The following is a 17,886-nucleotide window of genomic DNA, read 5'->3' as shown; positions in this document are numbered from 1 at the left end:
TTTTTATTTTTGTCTATTGCAAACTAACGTTTGAATTAGTATTATCTTTAGGTAATGGAGGATTTTTTATGGCGAAAAGAAAACGTAAGAAGCAAGGCGCGGCTCTGTCGTCTTTAATCGTAGTTATTGCAATTGTTTGGGGGATTTTTACTAAGGCAGGCAGCGATCCCAACGGTAGTCAATTTTTAAAAGATTTTACCGGCAACAATGATGAGCATGTGACCAGCACGATTAAAGGCGCATCTAAGGCTAATAAGGCTTATGGTGGTTTGTCCAATGCGGATTATCAAAAATTAGCCAAATTGAATTTCAAAAGCGGCAGTCGTGCATATATCACACTGAATAATAATCGTTCTACTTTAGTTAAAAGTGCTTGGAAAGTGAATTGGGTAATTTATTCTAATCTTGATTCATTAAACCGGACTTCACGCCCCAACACTGCTTTTTTAGAGAGACGGAATGTAGCTAATGATAGTTTGCGCGTAAGACAATTCATTGAACCGACCGGCTGGCATTATAACCGACGTAATGGTACTCAGATTTATAATCGAGGTCACTTGATTGCCTATTCGGTTTCGGCTGGAATTGATCAAGAAGGCAATTATAACCCACGCAATAAATCTGGCGATCAGAACAATCCGAAGAACTTGTTTACTCAATCGGCTTTTTCTAATCAGAGAATTCAGACAATTTTTGAGACCAAGGTGCGTAAGGCTTTACGACAAAATAAGCGCGTGATCTATCAAGCTACTGCGGTATTTCGCGGTAATGAATTAATGGCGCGTGGCGTGAATTTACAGGCTGTTTCTACAGATGGCACGCTAAACTTTAATGTTTATCTCTATAATGTACAACCTGGCTATGAATTCAATTATAATAATGGTAGGGCAAAAGTTGATCGTCAAATGCAGGTCAACGAATAGTAGAATAATAAAAAAGATATTTTTAATAAAAAGGAAGTACATGCATGAAAAAAGATAATTGTACCGCGATGCTTGTCGGTAAAGATGCTTCAATCGATGGTTCAACCATGATTGCACGTGACGAGGATGGTTACGGCGGTATTAACGAAAAGGTATTCGTTGTGAACAAAGCTCGTCATTACGATGAAGATTATGTTTCAAAGTATAATGGCTTTAAGATGCACCTTGAAGGTGATGGTTGCAAGTGGACTGCCGCTCCAACAGCTGATGATTCAGATGGTCGCTGGGACGAGCAAGGTATTAACGAATATAACGTCGCTATGTCAGCTACTGAAACTGAAGCAACCAATGCCCGCTGCTTAGGTCACGATCCTTTAGTTGCAGACGGTATTAATGAAGACTCAATGGTTTACATTACTTTGCCATTTGTTAAAACTGCTCGTGAAGGCGTAAAGCGATTAGGCAGCTTGATTGAAAAGTACGGTACTGGTGAAAGCAACGGGATTGCTTTTTCAGACAAGAAGGAAGTTTGGTATCTGGAAACGGGTGCTGGTCATCAATGGGTTGCTGCGCGCGTGCCTGATGATTCATATGCTATTTGCCCTAACATCATGGTTATCCAACACGTTGACTTTGATGATCCTGACAACTTTATGTATTCAACAGGTTTGCAAGAATTCGTTGAAAAGAACCATTTGAATAATAGTTCAGATGGCAGCTTCTCATTTAGAGATATTTTTGGCACCAAGGATGAAGCTGATGCTTTCTATAACACGCCAAGAACCTGGTATGGTCAAAAGTTGTTCAACCCAAGCATTGAGCAAGACCCAACCAGTCAAGAAATGCCATTTACTCGTGTGCCGGAAAAGAAAATCGGCGTAGAAGATGTTCAAAGATTTTTGACTAGTCACTATAACGGTACCCCATATGATCCAATGGATACTTTCTCCTCTGGCAGCGAAAAAGAGCAAAAGATGTTCCGTTCCATTGCTTTAGATAGAAATCAAGAATCCAGCATTTTACAAATCAGAAATGATGTGCCGGAAAAGATGGCGGCAATTCAATGGATCAACATGGGCTTTTACGCATACTCACCATACGTTCCGTTCTATACCAACATCGAAGATACGCCGCTTAACTACAAGGTGGCCGAACATATGGTAGACCCAGATAGTAGTGCTTACTGGCTTTACAAGACTTTACAAGTTATTGTCGAACCTCGTTATCACGAATATATTTATCAAGTAAACGCTTATCGTGATGACTGCCAAAGCTATGGTATTGGCCGGATTGATCAAATTGATGCCAAGGCTAAAGACATGGAAGGTACTGATCTAATTAAGTACTTAACTGCTGCAAACGACGAGACTGCTGGTATCATTACTAAGAAGACCAAGAAGCTGATGAGCGACTTGGTAAGACAAGCATTGAACAATTCGAAGTATCAATTCGAACGTGGTGATAACTTATAATTAGGATAAAGATCTGAAAGTGATTTCAGGTCTTTTTCTTTTGGTACGTACTACAATATTTAGTAAATACGAACAAACAAGGTGCTTATAGTATAATAATTATCAAAATACGAATAAAAGCCGAATACTGAGCGAAATTTATTTCGCTAGTAAGGACAAACCCCGAATCTTTTTAGTTGAATTATTTGTGATTTTTACTAGATTAGCTTAAAATTAATAGAGAAATTTATTATTTAAAATCAATATATAGTGGTGTGTGAAACTTATGAATGATGATAGATTCATGGAAGTAAAGAACCTCAAGAAGGTTTATGATAATGGGCATGAAGCAATCAAAGATGTTAGCTTTTCTGTCAAGAAAGGCGATCTTGTTTGTCTTTTAGGACCATCTGGTTGTGGTAAGACAACTATTTTAAACATGCTGGCTGGTCTGCTTAATCCAACCAGCGGCGATATCCTTTTTGACGGTAAGTCTGTAGTTAACGTAGCACCAAAGGATCGACAAATTGGCTATGTTTTCCAGAATTACGCTTTATATCCACATATGACTGTATTGCAAAACGTTATGTTTCCTTTAACCGTAGGGAAAAATAAGATAGCCAAAGATAAGGCTAAGGCAATTGCGGAAAAGTACATGGAAACTACGCAAATTATGGAATTAGCCGACCAAAAGCCGGGCAACTTGTCAGGTGGTCAGCAGCAGCGTGTGGCTATTGCGCGGGCGCTGGTTCAACAACCTAAGATTTTATTAATGGATGAGCCATTGAGTAACTTGGACGCCAGATTACGGTTGAAGATTCGTGAAGAAATCCGTGCTTTAGTCAAGCATGTAGGTATTACCACTTTATTTGTTACTCACGACCAAGAAGAAGCCTTATCAATTGGTGATAAGATTATTCTCTTCAATAATGGAGTAATTCAGCAAGATGATTTGGGTCAAAACTTCTATCTTGAACCCAATAATTACTTTGTCGCTAACTTCGTTGGTAATCCTGTGATTGATAACTTCAAGGTAACTGTTAATGGTGACAAGATTACTGGTACGGACTTTGAACTTAACGTTAATGACTTAGATCCAAGTCGTTTTAAGAGTGACTTAACTGATGGCGAATATGTTTTATCAGTTCGCCCCGAAAATATTTTGCCTGCTGAGAAGGGACATGTGGCAGCTAAGGTTGATGATGTTGAATTAATCGGTCGTGAACGCATCTTGAAATTTACTCATGATGGCGTTCAAGCTAGATCATTAGTTAGCCTTGAAACTCCAATTAAGGCTGGTGATAGCATTAACTTAAAGATGCGCTTAGATCGAATATTCCTATTTACTAAGGAAGGAGAGCGTGTCTACTAATGAAAACTAATCAAAAGAAGGCGTGGCTCTTTTTAGCGCCAACGATTATCTTTGTTACTTTCTTTAGTATTTTTCCAATTTTACGGGCATTCGTGATGAGTTTCCAAAGCGGCTCCTTGATTAATTTAAATTGGGCTGGTTTTAGCAACTATCAATACATTTTTAATGATCCCGAATTTTGGCGTGCTATTAAGAATACCATTCTTTATGCTTTGATTTCGGTGCCAGTGGCCTTGGCCATTTCGATCATGCTAGCTTGGTTTATTTTCAGTCGGGTAAAGCATAAGTCATTCTTTGAAACGACTTTCTTTATGCCTTATGTAACTTCAACGATCGCAATCGGTATCGTATTTCGTTATATCTTCAATGGTGAATATGGTCTGCTTAACTTTTTGTTGAAGGCAGTTCATTTGCCAACGCCTAACTGGATTGATGATCCAGCCATGTCACTGACAACGATCATTATCTTCGGTGTCTGGACTTCATTAGCATTCAACATTGTTATCTTAATGGGAGCACTTCGTAACATAGATCCTAACTACTACACGATTGCTGATATGTATGGTGCAAGCGGTACAGAGAAGTTCTGGCGGATTACGATGCCACAATTAGTGCCCACTATTGCATTCTTGTTAACGATGAATATCATTGCCGCATTCAAGATTTATACTTCTGTTTACGCTTTGTTTAACGGACAAGCCGGTGTTGGTAACTCCGCTACGACTGCTGTGTTCTACATTTATAACAAGTTTCAGATTGTTGGTACGCCAGGTGTGGCGATGGCCGCAACGGTAGTATTGTTTATCATTATCATGTTTGTTACATTCTTACAGCGCAAGATGATGAAGAAGATTGGAGGACGGTAAAGAATGAAGAAAATTCGTTGGGGTACGTTGATTGCTTACATTATTTTGGCAATTTTCGCAATCATTACTGTCTTTCCATTCATCTATATGATTTTAGGCGGATTGATGAGTTTTAGAGAAACGACTACTATTCCGCCAACTATTATTCCTAAGCACTTTGAATGGTCAAACTATGCTAAAGTCTTTGCTCAGGCTCCATTTGGCAGATATTTCTTGAACACCTTTATCACGGCCAGCGTAACGACGGTTGTTAGTTTGTTTAACGCTTTGCTGGGTGCATTTGCCATGGTTAACCTGAAGTTTAAGGGCAAGGGTATTGTGCAAGTTGTGCTTTTATCTTTATTGATGGTGCCTGGAGAAGCAATTATTTTTACCAACTACAACACTATTGCCAGAATGGGCTTATTGAACACTTATATCGGTTTGGTATTGCCATTCTTGACTTCGATTTTCTATATGTATTATTTACAAAGCTACTTCGGTTCAATCTCACAAACTATTTATAAGGCTGCTATGATTGATGGGGCTAGCGATTGGGAATACATCTGGAAGATTTTGGTGCCAATGTCTAAAGGCGGGTTATTTACCGTTGCCTTATTAAGTTTTATTTCAGGTTGGAATTCATTCTTATGGCCATTATTGGTAACCAATGAAGATAGCATGAGATTATTGAACAACGGTTTAACTTCCTTTGCTTCAGATGCAGGTAGTGAAACGCAGTTGCAATTGGCTGCAGCTACTTTGACCGTTTTGCCAATTTTGATTTTAAACTTCATCTTTAGAAAACAAATTATTCGAGGAGTAGTACGCAATGACCTTAAAGGATAAAACTACAGTAACTTTTTATAATGGTTTAACCACTATTGGTGGACCGATGATTGAAGTTGCTTACAACAAATCGCATGTGTTGTTTGATTTAGGCGAAGTTTACCGTCCTGAGCTTAAATTGCCTGATGAAAGCTATCAAACTTTGATTAAGTATCAATTAATTGGGGATGTGCCTAACTTTTATGATCCTAAATTGACAGGCAAGCCGATTGATACTGAGCGTTGGGAACATTCTGCCGCTTACATTTCACACTTGCACCTAGATCACAGTAAAGCTTTGAATTTCTTAGCACCAGAGATTCCGCTGTATGCAGGTCCAATTACGGCACATATGCTGCCAGCATTGAATGAAAAAGGTGATTTCTTGCTTCCTGCCGCGGGGCATGACAAGACTTATACTCGCCCAATTATTGCGGCTGAATATAAAAAGCCGATTCAAGTTGGCGATATTACCCTGGAAATATATCCTAGTGATCACGACGCTTATGGCGCTACAGGGCTTTTAGTTAAAACACCGGACAAGCAAATTGCTTATACAGGTGATATTCGTCTGCATGGCTACCACCCTGATTGGGTGCGTGCATTTATGAAAGCTGCTAAGGGTAGCGATATGTTCATTTGTGAGGGTACTGGTGTTTCTTGGCCAGAAGAAAAGCACGATGAAAACAGTGAAGAATTTACTGGCCCGAAGAACGAAGTAGAGTTGACTGAACGGATTGTTGCTCTGCAAAAAGACAATCCAGACAACCAAATCACCTTTAACACGTATCCTACTAACGTAGAGCGCCTTTTAAGAATCATTTCTGATTCACCAAGAAAGGTCGTCTTACATGCAGAACGTGCTCATTTAATTAAAGAGAGCTTGAATAAGGATTATCCATATTACTATTTGCCAACAGATCATAAATATATTGATTTAAAACCTGAATTAGAGGTTAGCTATGATAAACTTTTGGCAGATAAACATGAATACATGTGGCAAGTTGTCACCGATTATGATAAGCTTCAAGAGGGCGGAATTTATATCCACTCTAATGCCGAGCCATTAGGGGACTTTGACCCTGCCTACAAGCCATTTGTAGAGCAATTTGCCAAGAATAATATTGAGTATGTCGCATTGCGCTGTTCAGGTCATGCCGATGAGAAAGAACTCAAGGAAATTATTGATGGAGTTCAACCAGCTATTTTAGTTCCGGTGCACACATTGCATCCCGAGCTGGAAGAGAACCCATTTGGAGAACGGATTTTACCTAAACGTGGTCAAACAGTCACGCTTTAGTAAATCAAAAACATGTTGTTGTTTAGTTTTTAATTTTGGGAGGATATATCTAAATGAAGTTTAGTAAGAAACTTGCTGTAGCTGCCGCTGCTGCTTTAGCTTTGGTTGGTACTGCTGCTTGTTCAAATGGTGGTAGCAAGTCTTCATCAAGTTCAGAGAAGATTCCATCAAAGATTACTAAGAAGACTACAGTTGTCTTCTGGAATGCCATGCCTGGTGTTCAAGGTTCAACTTTGAAGAAATTAACCAATGAATTTGAAAAGAAGAACCCTAAGATTACTGTTAAGTTGGAAAACCAAGGTGCTTATAATGACTTGCAAGCTAAGATTAATTCAACTTTGCAATCACCTAATAACTTGCCAACTATTACGCAGGCTTACCCTGGCTGGCTATGGAACGCTGCACAAAACAAGATGTTGGTTGACATGACTCCATACATTAACGACAAGAATGTTGGTTGGGGCAGTGCCAAAGCATCTAACATTAGAACAAAACTTCTTGATGGTGCTAAGATTAAGGGTACCCAATACGGTATTCCATTTAACAAGTCAATTGAAACTTTGACTTACAATAAGACCATGTTCAAGAAGTATGGCATTAAGAAAGTTCCAACTACTATGGACGAACTTAAGCAAGTGTCAGAAACTATCTACAAGAAGAGTAACCATAAGGTTGTAGGTGCAGGTTTTGACTCACTTCCAAACTACTACACGCTGGGCATGAAGAATGAAGGCATTAACTTCACTGACAAGATTAACTTTACTGGTGCCGCTTCAAAGAAAGTAATTAACTTCTACGCAGATGGTATTAAGAAGGGCTACTTCAGAACTGCTGGTTCAGAACACTATCTTTCAGGTCCATTTGCTAACGAAAAGGTTGCCATGTTTGTTGGTACTTCAGCAGGTGAAGGCTTCGTTAAGCAAGGCGTAGGCAACAAGTTTACTTACGATGTTGCTCCACGTCCTGGTAAATACACTTTGCAACAAGGTACTGACATCTACATGTTCAACCATGCTAGTGCTGAACAAAAAGCTGCTGCATTTAAGTACATCAAGTTCTTGACTTCTAAGTCAAGCCAGATCAAGTGGGCTAATGCTACTGGTTACATTCCTGTAAACAACGCTGCAATTAAGTCTAGTGAATACAAGAACAATAAAGACATTAAGCTTCCTGCTAAGCTTGAAGATGCAATGAAGCACTTGTACAGTGTTCCAGTTGCTAAGAACTCAAATGCCGCATTCCAGCAATTGAGCAGTATTCAACAAAATATTTATGCTTCAGCCCAAAAGGGTCAAAATATTAACAGTCAAATTAATGCTGGTAAGCAAAAATTTGATGCTGCTTGGAAGCAATAAAACTAAATAGCAATTAATTTAAGGCAGACCATTGTGGCCTGCTTTTTTGTTTGAGAAAGCAATTAACAGTTTATTTGTTCTAACGAAAAATGTTACCATTTAAGAAGCAATTAAAAAGCAGAGGTGAGCTGGTTGATTAGACAACAGAATTTCCCGGTAGATACAAAATATAAATGGTATGACATTAACAACTTAAGTGAGCAGGACAGTGAAAAATTGCAAAGGGACTTTAATTTTACGCCGGATATTATTTCATACATTTCCGACCGTCACGAACGTCCGCACTATGACTACGATTTGCATACGAGAAGCCACTTATTGGTTTATGATGTTCCCATTTGGCCGACTAATACGATTAAACACTTTACTTCGCACCCAATTACTTTTTTGTTAGTTGGCGAAAACGTCTTTACTTTCCATACTGAATCAACCAGCTATGTCTTTGATGAATTTAACGATGAACATATGCGTGAGCGCTTGTCTGAGGCTAAGGATGTAACAGAATTATTAATGCTGTTCTTCCTATATTCTTCGCAATATTTCCAACGTGCTGTAACGCAGCTTGACGTTGAGCGTAACAGCTTGGATCAAAAATTATCAGATGATATTAATAATAAGGACCTAGTTGAACTATCGAATATCGAAAAAAGTTTGGTTTATTTATCTAGTTCTATTCAAACTGATTTAATCATGCTGCATAGCTTGGATCATAGTAAACTGCAGTTTACCAAAGAAGCAAGCGAGCGACTGGACGACGTTTTGATTGAATCAAGTCAGTCCGCAGAAATGGTTAAGATTTCACAGCAAGTTACCAAGACTTTATCAGCGACATCAAACAATATGATGAATAATAACCTGAATGATACGATGCAGTTCTTAACTGTGTGGTCACTTGTTTTAACTATTCCAACTATTTTAACTGGATTCTACGGGATGAACGTTAGTCTGCCGATTTTGAAGAATTCGTTTGACTGGATTTTGATCATCATTTTAATGGTAGTCCTGATGGTGTGGTTAGTTGTTCTAATGAAAAAGCATCATTTCTTCTAAAAGTGAGGCAGGTACATGAAGCATAAAGTATTTTTGGGATCAATTATTGCAGCTGTGGCAGCCTTTGTTTTGTATGCGGCTAACATTAAGCGGGTAGAGAATGCTCAGCTTAAGGTAGTTGGTCCTAAGACTAGCAAGATTGAGCAAAAGAATAAAAAGAAAACTAAGGCTAAGGCGCCACAGGCAAAGAAATTAAAAGAGCCTAAGGTTAATTCGATTGGATATTCTAATCATGTAAAGGCCAAGAGCGGCAGCGATAGAAAGCTAGTTAAGATTATTAAAAAGACAATGGGACTTGATGATAGCTATCAAGTAGTAACTCAAGATTTGAATGATTCTAAGCGTTTCGCTGTCGTAGCCAATACCGAGAAGGCCCATAATGCGGGTAAGGTAATGCAGCTATATTTGTTAATTGCACTGTATGAACAAGAGCAAAAAGGCAAAATGGGTTCTAAAACTGCAGTTAAAATTGCTAGAAAAGATAAGGCTAAAGGCGATAGGATGTTGCAAGTCAACATGGCTTATGGAGTTGCTTATTTGCGTGAAGCAATGCTCAAGGGAAGCAAAACTGCATCTAATGCTTTAATTAGAAAGATCGGGCTTAAAAATATTGATTCAGTAGTAAGAAGAATGGGTGCCGCGCAAACGACGATGGCTAAGAATTTCAACGGTGACAGTTATGGTAAGACCACCGCTACTGACCTGGCTAAGACGATGATTGGTTTGTATCAAGGCCGTGTTTTAAACCGTCAACATGCGAGCAAGGTGCTGAGTACACTTGCTAGTTCTAGGAATCGTCCGCAATTAGTTAAAGGAATTCGCGGCGGCGTGTATGCCATTGGCGATGACGACTTTGCGACTGCGATTGTACAAGGGCGCGGTAATTATGCTATTTCTGTCTGGAGCAGCAACAATAAAAATTTAGGCAAGCAGATTAATCGTTGGTTTGATCAAAAGCATAAATAAATTTAGTAAGGCATAGAGCCTTATTTTTTTGCAAAAAAATAAATTATTTACACATTGTAGATTGTAATCTTCACCTTGTAGTGCTATATTATCTATTATGCTAGTGAAGGAGGGATGAAAATGACACAAAAGAGAAATCTTGATTTGGATAAGATACTTGATCGCGCAACTGAATTAATCGGCGAGCAGGGCTTAGCAGCCATTACCATGCCAGTTTTGGCTAGAGCATTGAATGTACGCTCGCAATCGCTATATCATTATGTTTCTGGCAGAAAGCAATTATTATCATTAGTTGGTGCAAGACAGATAAGGGTTTTGCGTAAGCAATTAATGAACAATCTAATTGGTTTGTCTGGTAGGGATGCGTTATTGAAGTTTGCGGATATTGTCCGGAATTTTTTATTAAGCGATCCAGCTTTATCAAGTATTCTGTATCACTTGAATGAATATCCTAAGGATGCGCCGATCAGTCAAGAGATCTTGGATCTGATTAGATTAGGCGAGAAGCTTAATTTTAGAAAAGAAAGTGCCATTTCATTCCACGCTTTAATTGGCGCCGTATTGGGTTTTGTCTTTTTGGATAATTCATCATCGTTTGCTGATGAAACTAAGGATGAATCTAATCGTAATTATCATGAGATGATTCTGCGTCTTGTAGAACCAGTAGCTGACTTACAAAAAATAGGGAGGAAATAGGAAAGTGCAGAAATTTTTGAAAAACCATGTTTTTTCTTTAATTGCATGGATTTTGATATTGATTATTTCCGTCGTTGCTTTGCCTAACATCAAGGACCTAACGAAGGCCCACTCAGACATTACGTTGCCTAGTGATGTACAGAGCAACGTGGCTCAGTCAATTCAAAATAATTGGGGTGCAAAGAAGAAAAACACCTATGAGGTAGCACTTGTTTTTAACAAGGAACACGGCAAGCTAACTGATGCCGATAAACAGGCGATCAATAATACGCTTGACAAGTTTACTAATGATAAAAGCAAGTATGGGATCAAGGACTCGCTTCTTCCAGATTCTAATATTGCTACGAGAAAGAAACTTCAATCAAAGGATGGCACGACTTGGGTAGCGCAATTTAATATTGCTAAAAGTCATGGCACGATTGAGCAAGTTTATAACCAAATGAACAAGAATGTTAAGACTCAGGGCTTGCGCACGTATGTAACTGGTGCTGATGTCTTGCAGCATGACTTCTCGGCTTCAATTCAAAAGGGGATTAAAAAGACTGAAGCAATTACAGTTGTCTTTATCTTCATTGTTTTGATCATCGTCTTCAAGTCACCGATTGTTCCATTAATTTCATTGTTAACGGTTGGTGTCTCATTCCTGACTTCCTTCTCAATTGTGATGAACTTAGTTGAACATGCTAACTTCCCATTCTCGAACTTCACGCAAGTGTTCATGGTGATCGTGCTCTTTGGTATAGGTACCGACTACAACATTTTGCTTTATGACAAGTTTAAAGAAGACCTGGGTAAAGGGATAGATAAGTATAAGGCGATGCATGATTCGCTCTACAACGCTGGTAAGACTATTCTTTATTCCGGTTCATCCATCTTAATTGGATTTACGGCTTTAAGTTTAGCTAGATTCTCAGTTTACCAATCAGCTGTCGGTGTTGCTGTCGGTGTTGCCGTATTGTTGGTAGTATTGCTAACACTTAATCCATTCTTCATGGCCGTTCTCGGCAAGAAGATGTTCTGGCCTGTTAAGACCTTCAATGGTGAAAGTGATGACAAGCTATGGCATGGTATTTCAGCTTCAACTTTGAAGCACCCAATTATTTACTTGGTTGTTTTAGCTGTAGTTACTATTCCATTTATGCTGATGTATTCAGGTCACTTGAACTATGATGATACTGATGAAATTGCTGATTCAGTTCCATCTAAGCAAGGATTGTTGGTAGTTCAAAAGCACTTCTCTAAAGGGATGGCAGAACCATCATACTTATACATTCAAAGTAAGCATCGATTAGATAACGAAGAAAACTTGAAGTTGATTGATCAATTGACTAAGCAGCTTCAATCTTCCAAAGACGTTTCATTTGCTACATCAGTCACTGAACCATACGGTGAGCCAATTGACATGTTGTATGTCAATAATCAATTAAACACTGTTAACGATGGTGTTGATCAAGCTCGTTCAGGTTTAGGCAAGTTAAGCAAGGGCTCAAACAAACTTGCTAATGGTGCTAATAGTTTGAAGGATGGTGCAGATCAACTTCAAGATGGTACTGGACGACTTCAAAGTGGTGCTCAACAGTTAGTTGGTGGTACTAGTCGTTTGCAAAATGGTGCTCAGCAATTGCAAAGCGGTGCTACTCGTTTACAAAGTGGTTCAAGTCAATTGGTCAGTGGTGCTGATCGTTTGAGAAATGGATCAAGCAGTTTGCAAAGTGGTGCTGTACGTTTACAAACTGGTGCTGGTCGTTTGGCTAGTGGTACTCATGCATTGCAAAGCGGTGCAACTAGTTTGCAAAATGGTGCAAACCGTTTGAAGAATGGTGCTAATAGCTTGCAGAGTGGTACGCAAACTTTACAAAATGGTACCCAACAAATGGTTAACCAATTGCAACAATTGAGCTCACAATTATCAACTAAAATGAGTGGTTCTAACAAGCAGCAACTTGCTCAATTGCAACAAGCTTTGCCACAAATTAATAGTGGTATTCAACAGTTGAATCAAGCTATTGGTGGTGGGGTCGATACTTCATCATTGACGAATAGCTTGTCAACTGTTCAAAAACAAGCTGCAGATCTTGAAAGCAGTTTAAAAGAATTACAAAGTGCAGCTGGTGGTGCTGGCTCATCTGTAAGCCAATCAGATGTTCAATCTGCAATTGAATCAGCCGTTAGATCAGCAGTAGCTAATGTGCCAGCTAATGTGCCAGCTGATCAAAAGCAAGCTGCTACTCAAGCTGCAACTGCAGCTGCATCGGCTGCTGTTCAATCAGTAGTACAAAAGGCTAAAGCTGGTTCTAATACTGATAAATTGCAATCAGCTATGCAAAATGCAGCTTCAGCAGCTCAAGGTCTGCAGGGTTCAATGGCCGCAATGCAGCAAAGTAACTTGATAAGTCAACTCCAAACTTTGAAGACTCAGGTTAATACTTTAGCTCAAGCCTCAAACCAAGCACTTCCAGGTGCCGCAACTGCTTTGAACCAATCAAGCTCAGGCTTAAGTCAAGTTCAATCAGCAGCTAGTCAAGGTGTTGCCGGTGCTCAAAGACTTAACTCTGGCGCTGCATCCCTGAACAGCGGTGCAGGTCGCTTAAGTTCTGGCCTTGGATCGCTTTCATCCGGTGCTGCTCGTCTTAACAGCGGTGTTGGACAACTTAACTCTGGTGCAGGTCAACTGCAAAGCGGCTTAGGTACTCTTGCTAACGGTGCAGGCACTTTGAATAATGGTCTTGGCACTCTTGCAAGTGGTGCAGGTACTTTGAAGAACGGCCTTGGTACTTTAGCAAGCGGTGCAGGTCAACTTAACAGTGGTGTTGGTCAATTAGCTAGCCAAGCCCCACAATTGATCTCAGGTATTGGACAACTTAACTCTGGTGCCGGTCAACTTAGTGAAGGTGCAGGCAAGTTAGCTTCTAAAGCTCCACAACTTACTTCAGGTATTGATACTGTTAACAGTGGTTTGGGTCAAGGTGAAACTTACCTTAAAGGCTTAGGCTCATCTGCAGCCGCAAAGACTTTCTACATTCCGAAGGAATTCTTAAAGAACGATATGTTCAAGAAGTCCATGGATGTTTACCTCAGCCCAGACAAGAAGTCAGCTCAAATTATTGTTGTCTTCAATTCTAATCCAAGTGCAACTGAAGCTACTGATAAGTCACAAGAATTAAGTGCTATGGCTAAGAAGTCATTCCAAGGTACTGCTCTTAAGAATGCTAAGGTAGCGATGGGTGGTCAAAGTTCAAAGATTAAGGATACTAAGACTGTTGCTAGTGGCGACTTCCTTAGAACTGCCGCAATCATGTTGATTGGTATCGGCATTGCCTTAATGTTCGTAACTCGTTCACTACTTCAACCAATTTATATTCTTGGTACTTTGCTTATTGCTTACCTTTGCTCACTTTCAATCAACCAATGGATTGTTAAAGCAATCTTAGGCAAGAGCATGTTGACTTGGAATACTCCATTCTTCAGCTTTATCATGTTGATTGCTTTAGGGGTTGATTACAGTATCTTCCTCATGACCCGTTATCGTGAACTTGAGACTGAAGAATACACTAGCCCAAGCTCAAGAATTTTGAAGGCTTGTGCCATCATTGGTACGGTTGTTGTCTCAGCCGCAATTATCTTAGATGGTACCTTCGCTGCCCTTATTCCATCAGGTATTCCAACCTTGATCGAAGTTGCCTTGATTGTTGATGTTGGTTTGTTAATTCTGGTATTTATCTTGCCAATTACCTTATCAGCTGCAGTTAAGTTGACTTATGAGGGAATCAACTTTAACAAGTTTGCTAAGAAAAAGAAAGCCAAATAATATTTAAGCTAGAAGAAGCCCTACAGCAAGTTCTGTAAGGCTTCTTTTTTTGTCTTGTGTGTAATTTATTCATAATTTTATTAAGCAAGCTAGATCGCAGTTATTTGCTTTCTGCGACATGGTATAATTAATAATAGATTGAAAAGAAGGGACTTTTAATATGACTACATGTCCAAATTGCAACCAGCAGATTAGTGCTAATGATGACATTTGTCCTAACTGTGGTTTCAATCTGAAAAAATATCGCGAAGATTTTTTCACTGATCAACACCAACGAACAAAATATGAAAAATCGGACGAAGGCAAACGAGTTGCAAGTCGGGCGGCTTATCGTGAAGAATTTTATCCCCAAAAGCAGAATTCTACTGTGCAGCGAATGATTGCTTGGGTGAGACAGAATGCTACCTTGGTATTTTTATTGGGTATTTTTCTATTGATCTTAATGAGCTTTTCTAGACCAGCTGGCTGGAGCTGCTTTTTTGCCCTGATGATCTGGCTGTTTATTGTTTGTGATCGTAAACAAAAGATAGAACAATATACTGTTGATAAGCGTTTGACCCAGAAGATCAACCAGATTGGCTCGAATGTGTTTAATCAAGTTGATGAGCATGGCGATAAGATTAAGGAGCGAGGAGAAAAATTCGCCCAAAATCATCCGCGCGTTGAAAACCGAGTTCGCGAACTAAAAGCAAAACGGCCACATCATTTTAGCTATGTTCAGCTATCGGTTATTCTAACTTCTTTGATTAGCTTAATGGTACTTTTTACTGACTCTGGGGCTTCTGTTTCAGCCGTTAGCTACACGCAAAAGATGTCTATTTCCAATGTGCTCTTTAGCTTAGCTGGCCGGCTTTTATCTTCAGGGTCAACTTCGATGTATTCGTTGATTTTATACATTGTTTGGTTGCTGCTTTTCTTATTTCCGATTTTTATTATTTACAATATTTTGAAAAATACGAAGAGCAGTCAGACGCTTGCCTTTGTCTTATCGTTGATTGAGACGACCTTTTTAATCTACATGATTTATAAAATGTCAAGTACAAGCCGGGCTGCAACTGGCGTTCTTAGTCAGTTGACTAGTCAATTATTAACCTACGCGGTATCGCTGGGAGCTTCAGCTTATTTCTTGATTTTAGCAAGCATGCTCACCACGGGACTATCAGGATATAATTTGTTTAAGAAAAATAAGTAAAAGAAAAACCCTCTAAAGCGTTCAACTTTGGAGGATTTTGTTTTGCCAAAATTTCTATTGATTATTCTTAGTAACGTCGAAAATTAAGTGTTCATTAACAAAGGCCATCATGCCTAATTCGCTTAATTCACGGCCGTAGCCAGATTTCTTCACGCCACCAAATGGCAATTCACCTGAAGTAATCCAGCGTCCATTAATTACGGTCATTCCAGTTTCAATTTGAGCGGCAACTTTTTGAGCGCGTTCAATATTGCTGCTGATTATGGATGAACCTAAGCCGTAACTTGAATCGTTAGCTAATGTAATGGCTGCGTCATCATCGTCAACTACGAAGACTTCTGCAACTGGACCGAATAATTCTTCGTCAAAGATAGGATTATTTTTGTCAATATTAGTCAAAATTGTTGGTCTAAAGAATGCACCCTTAGAATCGATTTCTGGATATTGATAAAAGACTTTGGCTCCAGCATCGGTAGCCTTCTTTACTTGAGCAGCAAGTCTTTCTTTTGCTCTTTCAGAATTCATTGGTGGTAGAGTAGTGTCTGCTTCGAGCGGCTCGCCAGCCTTCAGGCTAGAGAAGACATTCTTTAGTTCATGAAGCACCTCATCGTAACGTGACTTCTCAACGATGATTCGCTTGGAAGAAGTACATACCTGACCGTCGTTATAGGTTCTAGCATCCCCTAGAACGTTGCGCAACAGTTGCGGATCGGCGTCGTCCAACACAATGAAGGCATCATTGCCGCCGAGTTCCATGGTAGACTTCTTCAAGTTTTTGCCAGCGGCTTCAGCTACAGCAGAACCGCCTCGTTCAGATCCTGTTAATGCTACTCCTTGAATTCTTGGATCAGCGATAATATCTGCTAATTGATCGTAGCTCGGATAAAGATTAATCAGGCTACCTTCTGGAGCACCAGCACGCTTAATGATTTTGGCAGCTAATGCGGCAGAGCCAGGAACGTTATGAGCATGTTTTAATAAAATTGGGTTGCCCACGATGAAGTTAGGGGCAAAAACTCTAATTACTTGGTAAAGTGGGAAATTCCAAGGCTCACAAGCCATGATTACCCCGGTCGCCTGCTTTAAGTAATAGCCCGTTCCTAAGTCGCTCTTTAATGGGGTAGGCTTGAGCATTGCTGGACCGTTTTCTGCATAATAGTCACAGATTGAAGCACAGAGTTCAACTTCTTCGCGGGATTCACGTAAAAGCTTCCCCATTTCTAAAGTCATCATCTTAGCCATTTCATCTTCATGGTCACGAAAAGCGTCAGCAATGTCGTGTAAAGTTTTGGCCCGACTAGCTGGCTCTTCATGCCGCCATTTTTTATAAAGCATGTGAGCTAAATTGATGGACTCGTCAATTTGCTTAGCAGTCGGATTATCGTAGCTAGCAAATTCTTCGTTAGTATATGGGTTAATTGATTGATATCTAGACAAATATAATTCCTCCGTTCATAAGTAATAGACTATGTTTACATTATAAAGCGTTTTCAGTTAAAAGACATTCATTTGTACTTTTAGTTAGTAAAAAGTCATGGTAAAATGAGAAAAATTTATTTTTAAAACAGGGGGATAAAAATGGCTACAGATGCAACCGCGACAATTTATTTAGGAACGCCTTTTTACAATGATGATCAACGCGCACGGGTTAAGAAGGCACGTGAATTATTGGAGAAGAATCCTACAGTATTTCGAGTTCATTTTCCATTTGATCAAAGCTTCGTTGATCCAGCAGAAGAAAATCCAGAAGTTGGCGGCGTTCGCAGCATGACTTGGCGTTTAGCTACTTATAACAACGATTTGACTGGGATAGTCAATGCTTCATGTGGCGTCTTTTTATATGACATGGACAATCTTGATGATGGCAGTGCCTTTGAGATTGGCTTCATGCGTGCATTGCACAAGCCGGTAGTGTTAGTACCATTTACCAATCATCCTGAGCGTGATAAAGAAATGAATTTGATGATCGCTCAAGGCGTCACGACCATTATTGATGGCAATACAGAATTTGCCAAATTAGCCACTTATGATTTTAAGACAACGCCTGCTAAGCCAGTAGTTGGTTATAAAATTATCTAAAAAAAAAGCCCACTTGGGCTT

At 39.5% G+C, this 17,886-nt stretch carries 14 protein-coding genes; 13 read left to right on the top strand and 1 reads right to left on the bottom strand.

The features are described from left to right. Positions 1–68 precede the first annotated feature (68 nt). From ICI50_RS08625 to ICI50_RS08570, 12 genes are all read left to right on the top strand, one after another. The gene (locus ICI50_RS08625; protein WP_013854691.1) at positions 69–923 is read left to right on the top strand and encodes a DNA/RNA non-specific endonuclease; all 855 of its coding nucleotides are present in this window, start codon (positions 69–71) and stop codon (positions 921–923) included. Between the two features lie 44 nt (positions 924–967). Next, the gene (locus ICI50_RS08620; RefSeq protein WP_013854690.1) at positions 968–2,395 is read left to right on the top strand and encodes a C69 family dipeptidase; all 1,428 of its coding nucleotides are present in this window, start codon (positions 968–970) and stop codon (positions 2,393–2,395) included. A 265-nt stretch (positions 2,396–2,660) separates the two neighbouring features. Further along, the gene (locus tag ICI50_RS08615) at positions 2,661–3,746 is read left to right on the top strand and encodes an ABC transporter ATP-binding protein (protein WP_013854689.1); all 1,086 of its coding nucleotides are present in this window, start codon (positions 2,661–2,663) and stop codon (positions 3,744–3,746) included. After that, complete coding sequence (locus ICI50_RS08610) at positions 3,746–4,612, top strand: carbohydrate ABC transporter permease (protein ID WP_054640284.1); 867 nt, start codon at positions 3,746–3,748, stop codon at positions 4,610–4,612. The genes ICI50_RS08615 and ICI50_RS08610 overlap by 1 nt, the downstream gene beginning before the upstream one ends. 3 nt (positions 4,613–4,615) lie before the next feature. Then, positions 4,616–5,440, top strand: coding sequence for a carbohydrate ABC transporter permease (locus ICI50_RS08605; protein WP_013854687.1), 825 nt, complete (start codon positions 4,616–4,618; stop codon positions 5,438–5,440). After that, positions 5,424–6,719 (top strand): MBL fold metallo-hydrolase, encoded by a 1,296-nt coding sequence (locus tag ICI50_RS08600; RefSeq protein ID WP_054640285.1) that lies wholly within the window; start codon positions 5,424–5,426, stop codon positions 6,717–6,719. Before ICI50_RS08605 ends, ICI50_RS08600 begins: the two co-directional genes overlap by 17 nt. Positions 6,720–6,772: 53 nt before the next feature. Further along, on the top strand, positions 6,773–8,074 hold the full coding sequence (locus ICI50_RS08595) for an extracellular solute-binding protein (RefSeq protein ID WP_054640286.1): 1,302 nt from the start codon (positions 6,773–6,775) through the stop codon (positions 8,072–8,074). Between the two features lie 132 nt (positions 8,075–8,206). Next, positions 8,207–9,124, top strand: coding sequence for a magnesium transporter CorA family protein (locus ICI50_RS08590; RefSeq protein ID WP_095342087.1), 918 nt, complete (start codon positions 8,207–8,209; stop codon positions 9,122–9,124). A 15-nt stretch (positions 9,125–9,139) separates the two neighbouring features. Continuing rightward, positions 9,140–10,090, top strand: a complete 951-nt coding sequence (locus tag ICI50_RS08585; RefSeq protein WP_013854683.1) for a serine hydrolase — start codon at positions 9,140–9,142, stop codon at positions 10,088–10,090. A gap of 120 nt (positions 10,091–10,210) precedes the next feature. After that, positions 10,211–10,786, top strand: coding sequence for a TetR/AcrR family transcriptional regulator (locus ICI50_RS08580; RefSeq protein ID WP_013854682.1), 576 nt, complete (start codon positions 10,211–10,213; stop codon positions 10,784–10,786). A gap of 4 nt (positions 10,787–10,790) precedes the next feature. Next, positions 10,791–14,594 (top strand): MMPL family transporter, encoded by a 3,804-nt coding sequence (locus ICI50_RS08575; protein WP_188891520.1) that lies wholly within the window; start codon positions 10,791–10,793, stop codon positions 14,592–14,594. A 160-nt stretch (positions 14,595–14,754) separates the two neighbouring features. Next, entirely contained in the window at positions 14,755–15,786 is a 1,032-nt protein-coding gene (locus ICI50_RS08570) for a zinc ribbon domain-containing protein (RefSeq protein WP_013854680.1), read from the top strand. A 54-nt stretch (positions 15,787–15,840) separates the two neighbouring features. Here ICI50_RS08570 and ICI50_RS08565 read toward each other — a convergent pair whose 3' ends face one another. Next, on the bottom strand, positions 15,841–17,223 hold the full coding sequence (locus tag ICI50_RS08565) for an NAD-dependent succinate-semialdehyde dehydrogenase (protein ID WP_013854679.1): 1,383 nt from the start codon (positions 17,221–17,223) through the stop codon (positions 15,841–15,843). A gap of 141 nt (positions 17,224–17,364) precedes the next feature. Between ICI50_RS08565 and ICI50_RS08560 the strand changes: the two genes are divergently transcribed. Continuing rightward, positions 17,365–17,865, top strand: a complete 501-nt coding sequence (locus ICI50_RS08560; RefSeq protein WP_013854678.1) for a nucleoside 2-deoxyribosyltransferase — start codon at positions 17,365–17,367, stop codon at positions 17,863–17,865. Positions 17,866–17,886 lie beyond the last annotated feature (21 nt).

The sequence above is a fragment of the Lactobacillus kefiranofaciens genome, from assembly GCF_014656585.1.
Classification (GTDB): domain Bacteria; phylum Bacillota; class Bacilli; order Lactobacillales; family Lactobacillaceae; genus Lactobacillus; species Lactobacillus kefiranofaciens.
This window is presented reverse-complemented; position numbering and strand designations above follow the sequence as displayed.

Bases quoted from the DNA above. Each gene is read 5' to 3' on its own strand.
- ICI50_RS08595 (WP_054640286.1), top strand. From the start codon at position 6,773: ATGAAGTTTAGTAAGAAACTTGCTGTAGCTGCCGCTGCTGCTTTAGCT.
- ICI50_RS08560 (WP_013854678.1), top strand. From the start codon at position 17,365: ATGGCTACAGATGCAACCGCGACAATTTATTTAGGAACGCCTTTTTAC.
- ICI50_RS08615 (WP_013854689.1), top strand. From the start codon at position 2,661: ATGAATGATGATAGATTCATGGAAGTAAAGAACCTCAAGAAGGTTTAT.
- ICI50_RS08580 (WP_013854682.1), top strand. From the start codon at position 10,211: ATGACACAAAAGAGAAATCTTGATTTGGATAAGATACTTGATCGCGCA.
- ICI50_RS08600 (WP_054640285.1), top strand. From the start codon at position 5,424: ATGACCTTAAAGGATAAAACTACAGTAACTTTTTATAATGGTTTAACC.
- ICI50_RS08570 (WP_013854680.1), top strand. From the start codon at position 14,755: ATGACTACATGTCCAAATTGCAACCAGCAGATTAGTGCTAATGATGAC.
- ICI50_RS08585 (WP_013854683.1), top strand. From the start codon at position 9,140: ATGAAGCATAAAGTATTTTTGGGATCAATTATTGCAGCTGTGGCAGCC.
- ICI50_RS08605 (WP_013854687.1), top strand. From the start codon at position 4,616: ATGAAGAAAATTCGTTGGGGTACGTTGATTGCTTACATTATTTTGGCA.
- ICI50_RS08625 (WP_013854691.1), top strand. From the start codon at position 69: ATGGCGAAAAGAAAACGTAAGAAGCAAGGCGCGGCTCTGTCGTCTTTA.
- ICI50_RS08610 (WP_054640284.1), top strand. From the start codon at position 3,746: ATGAAAACTAATCAAAAGAAGGCGTGGCTCTTTTTAGCGCCAACGATT.
- ICI50_RS08620 (WP_013854690.1), top strand. From the start codon at position 968: ATGAAAAAAGATAATTGTACCGCGATGCTTGTCGGTAAAGATGCTTCA.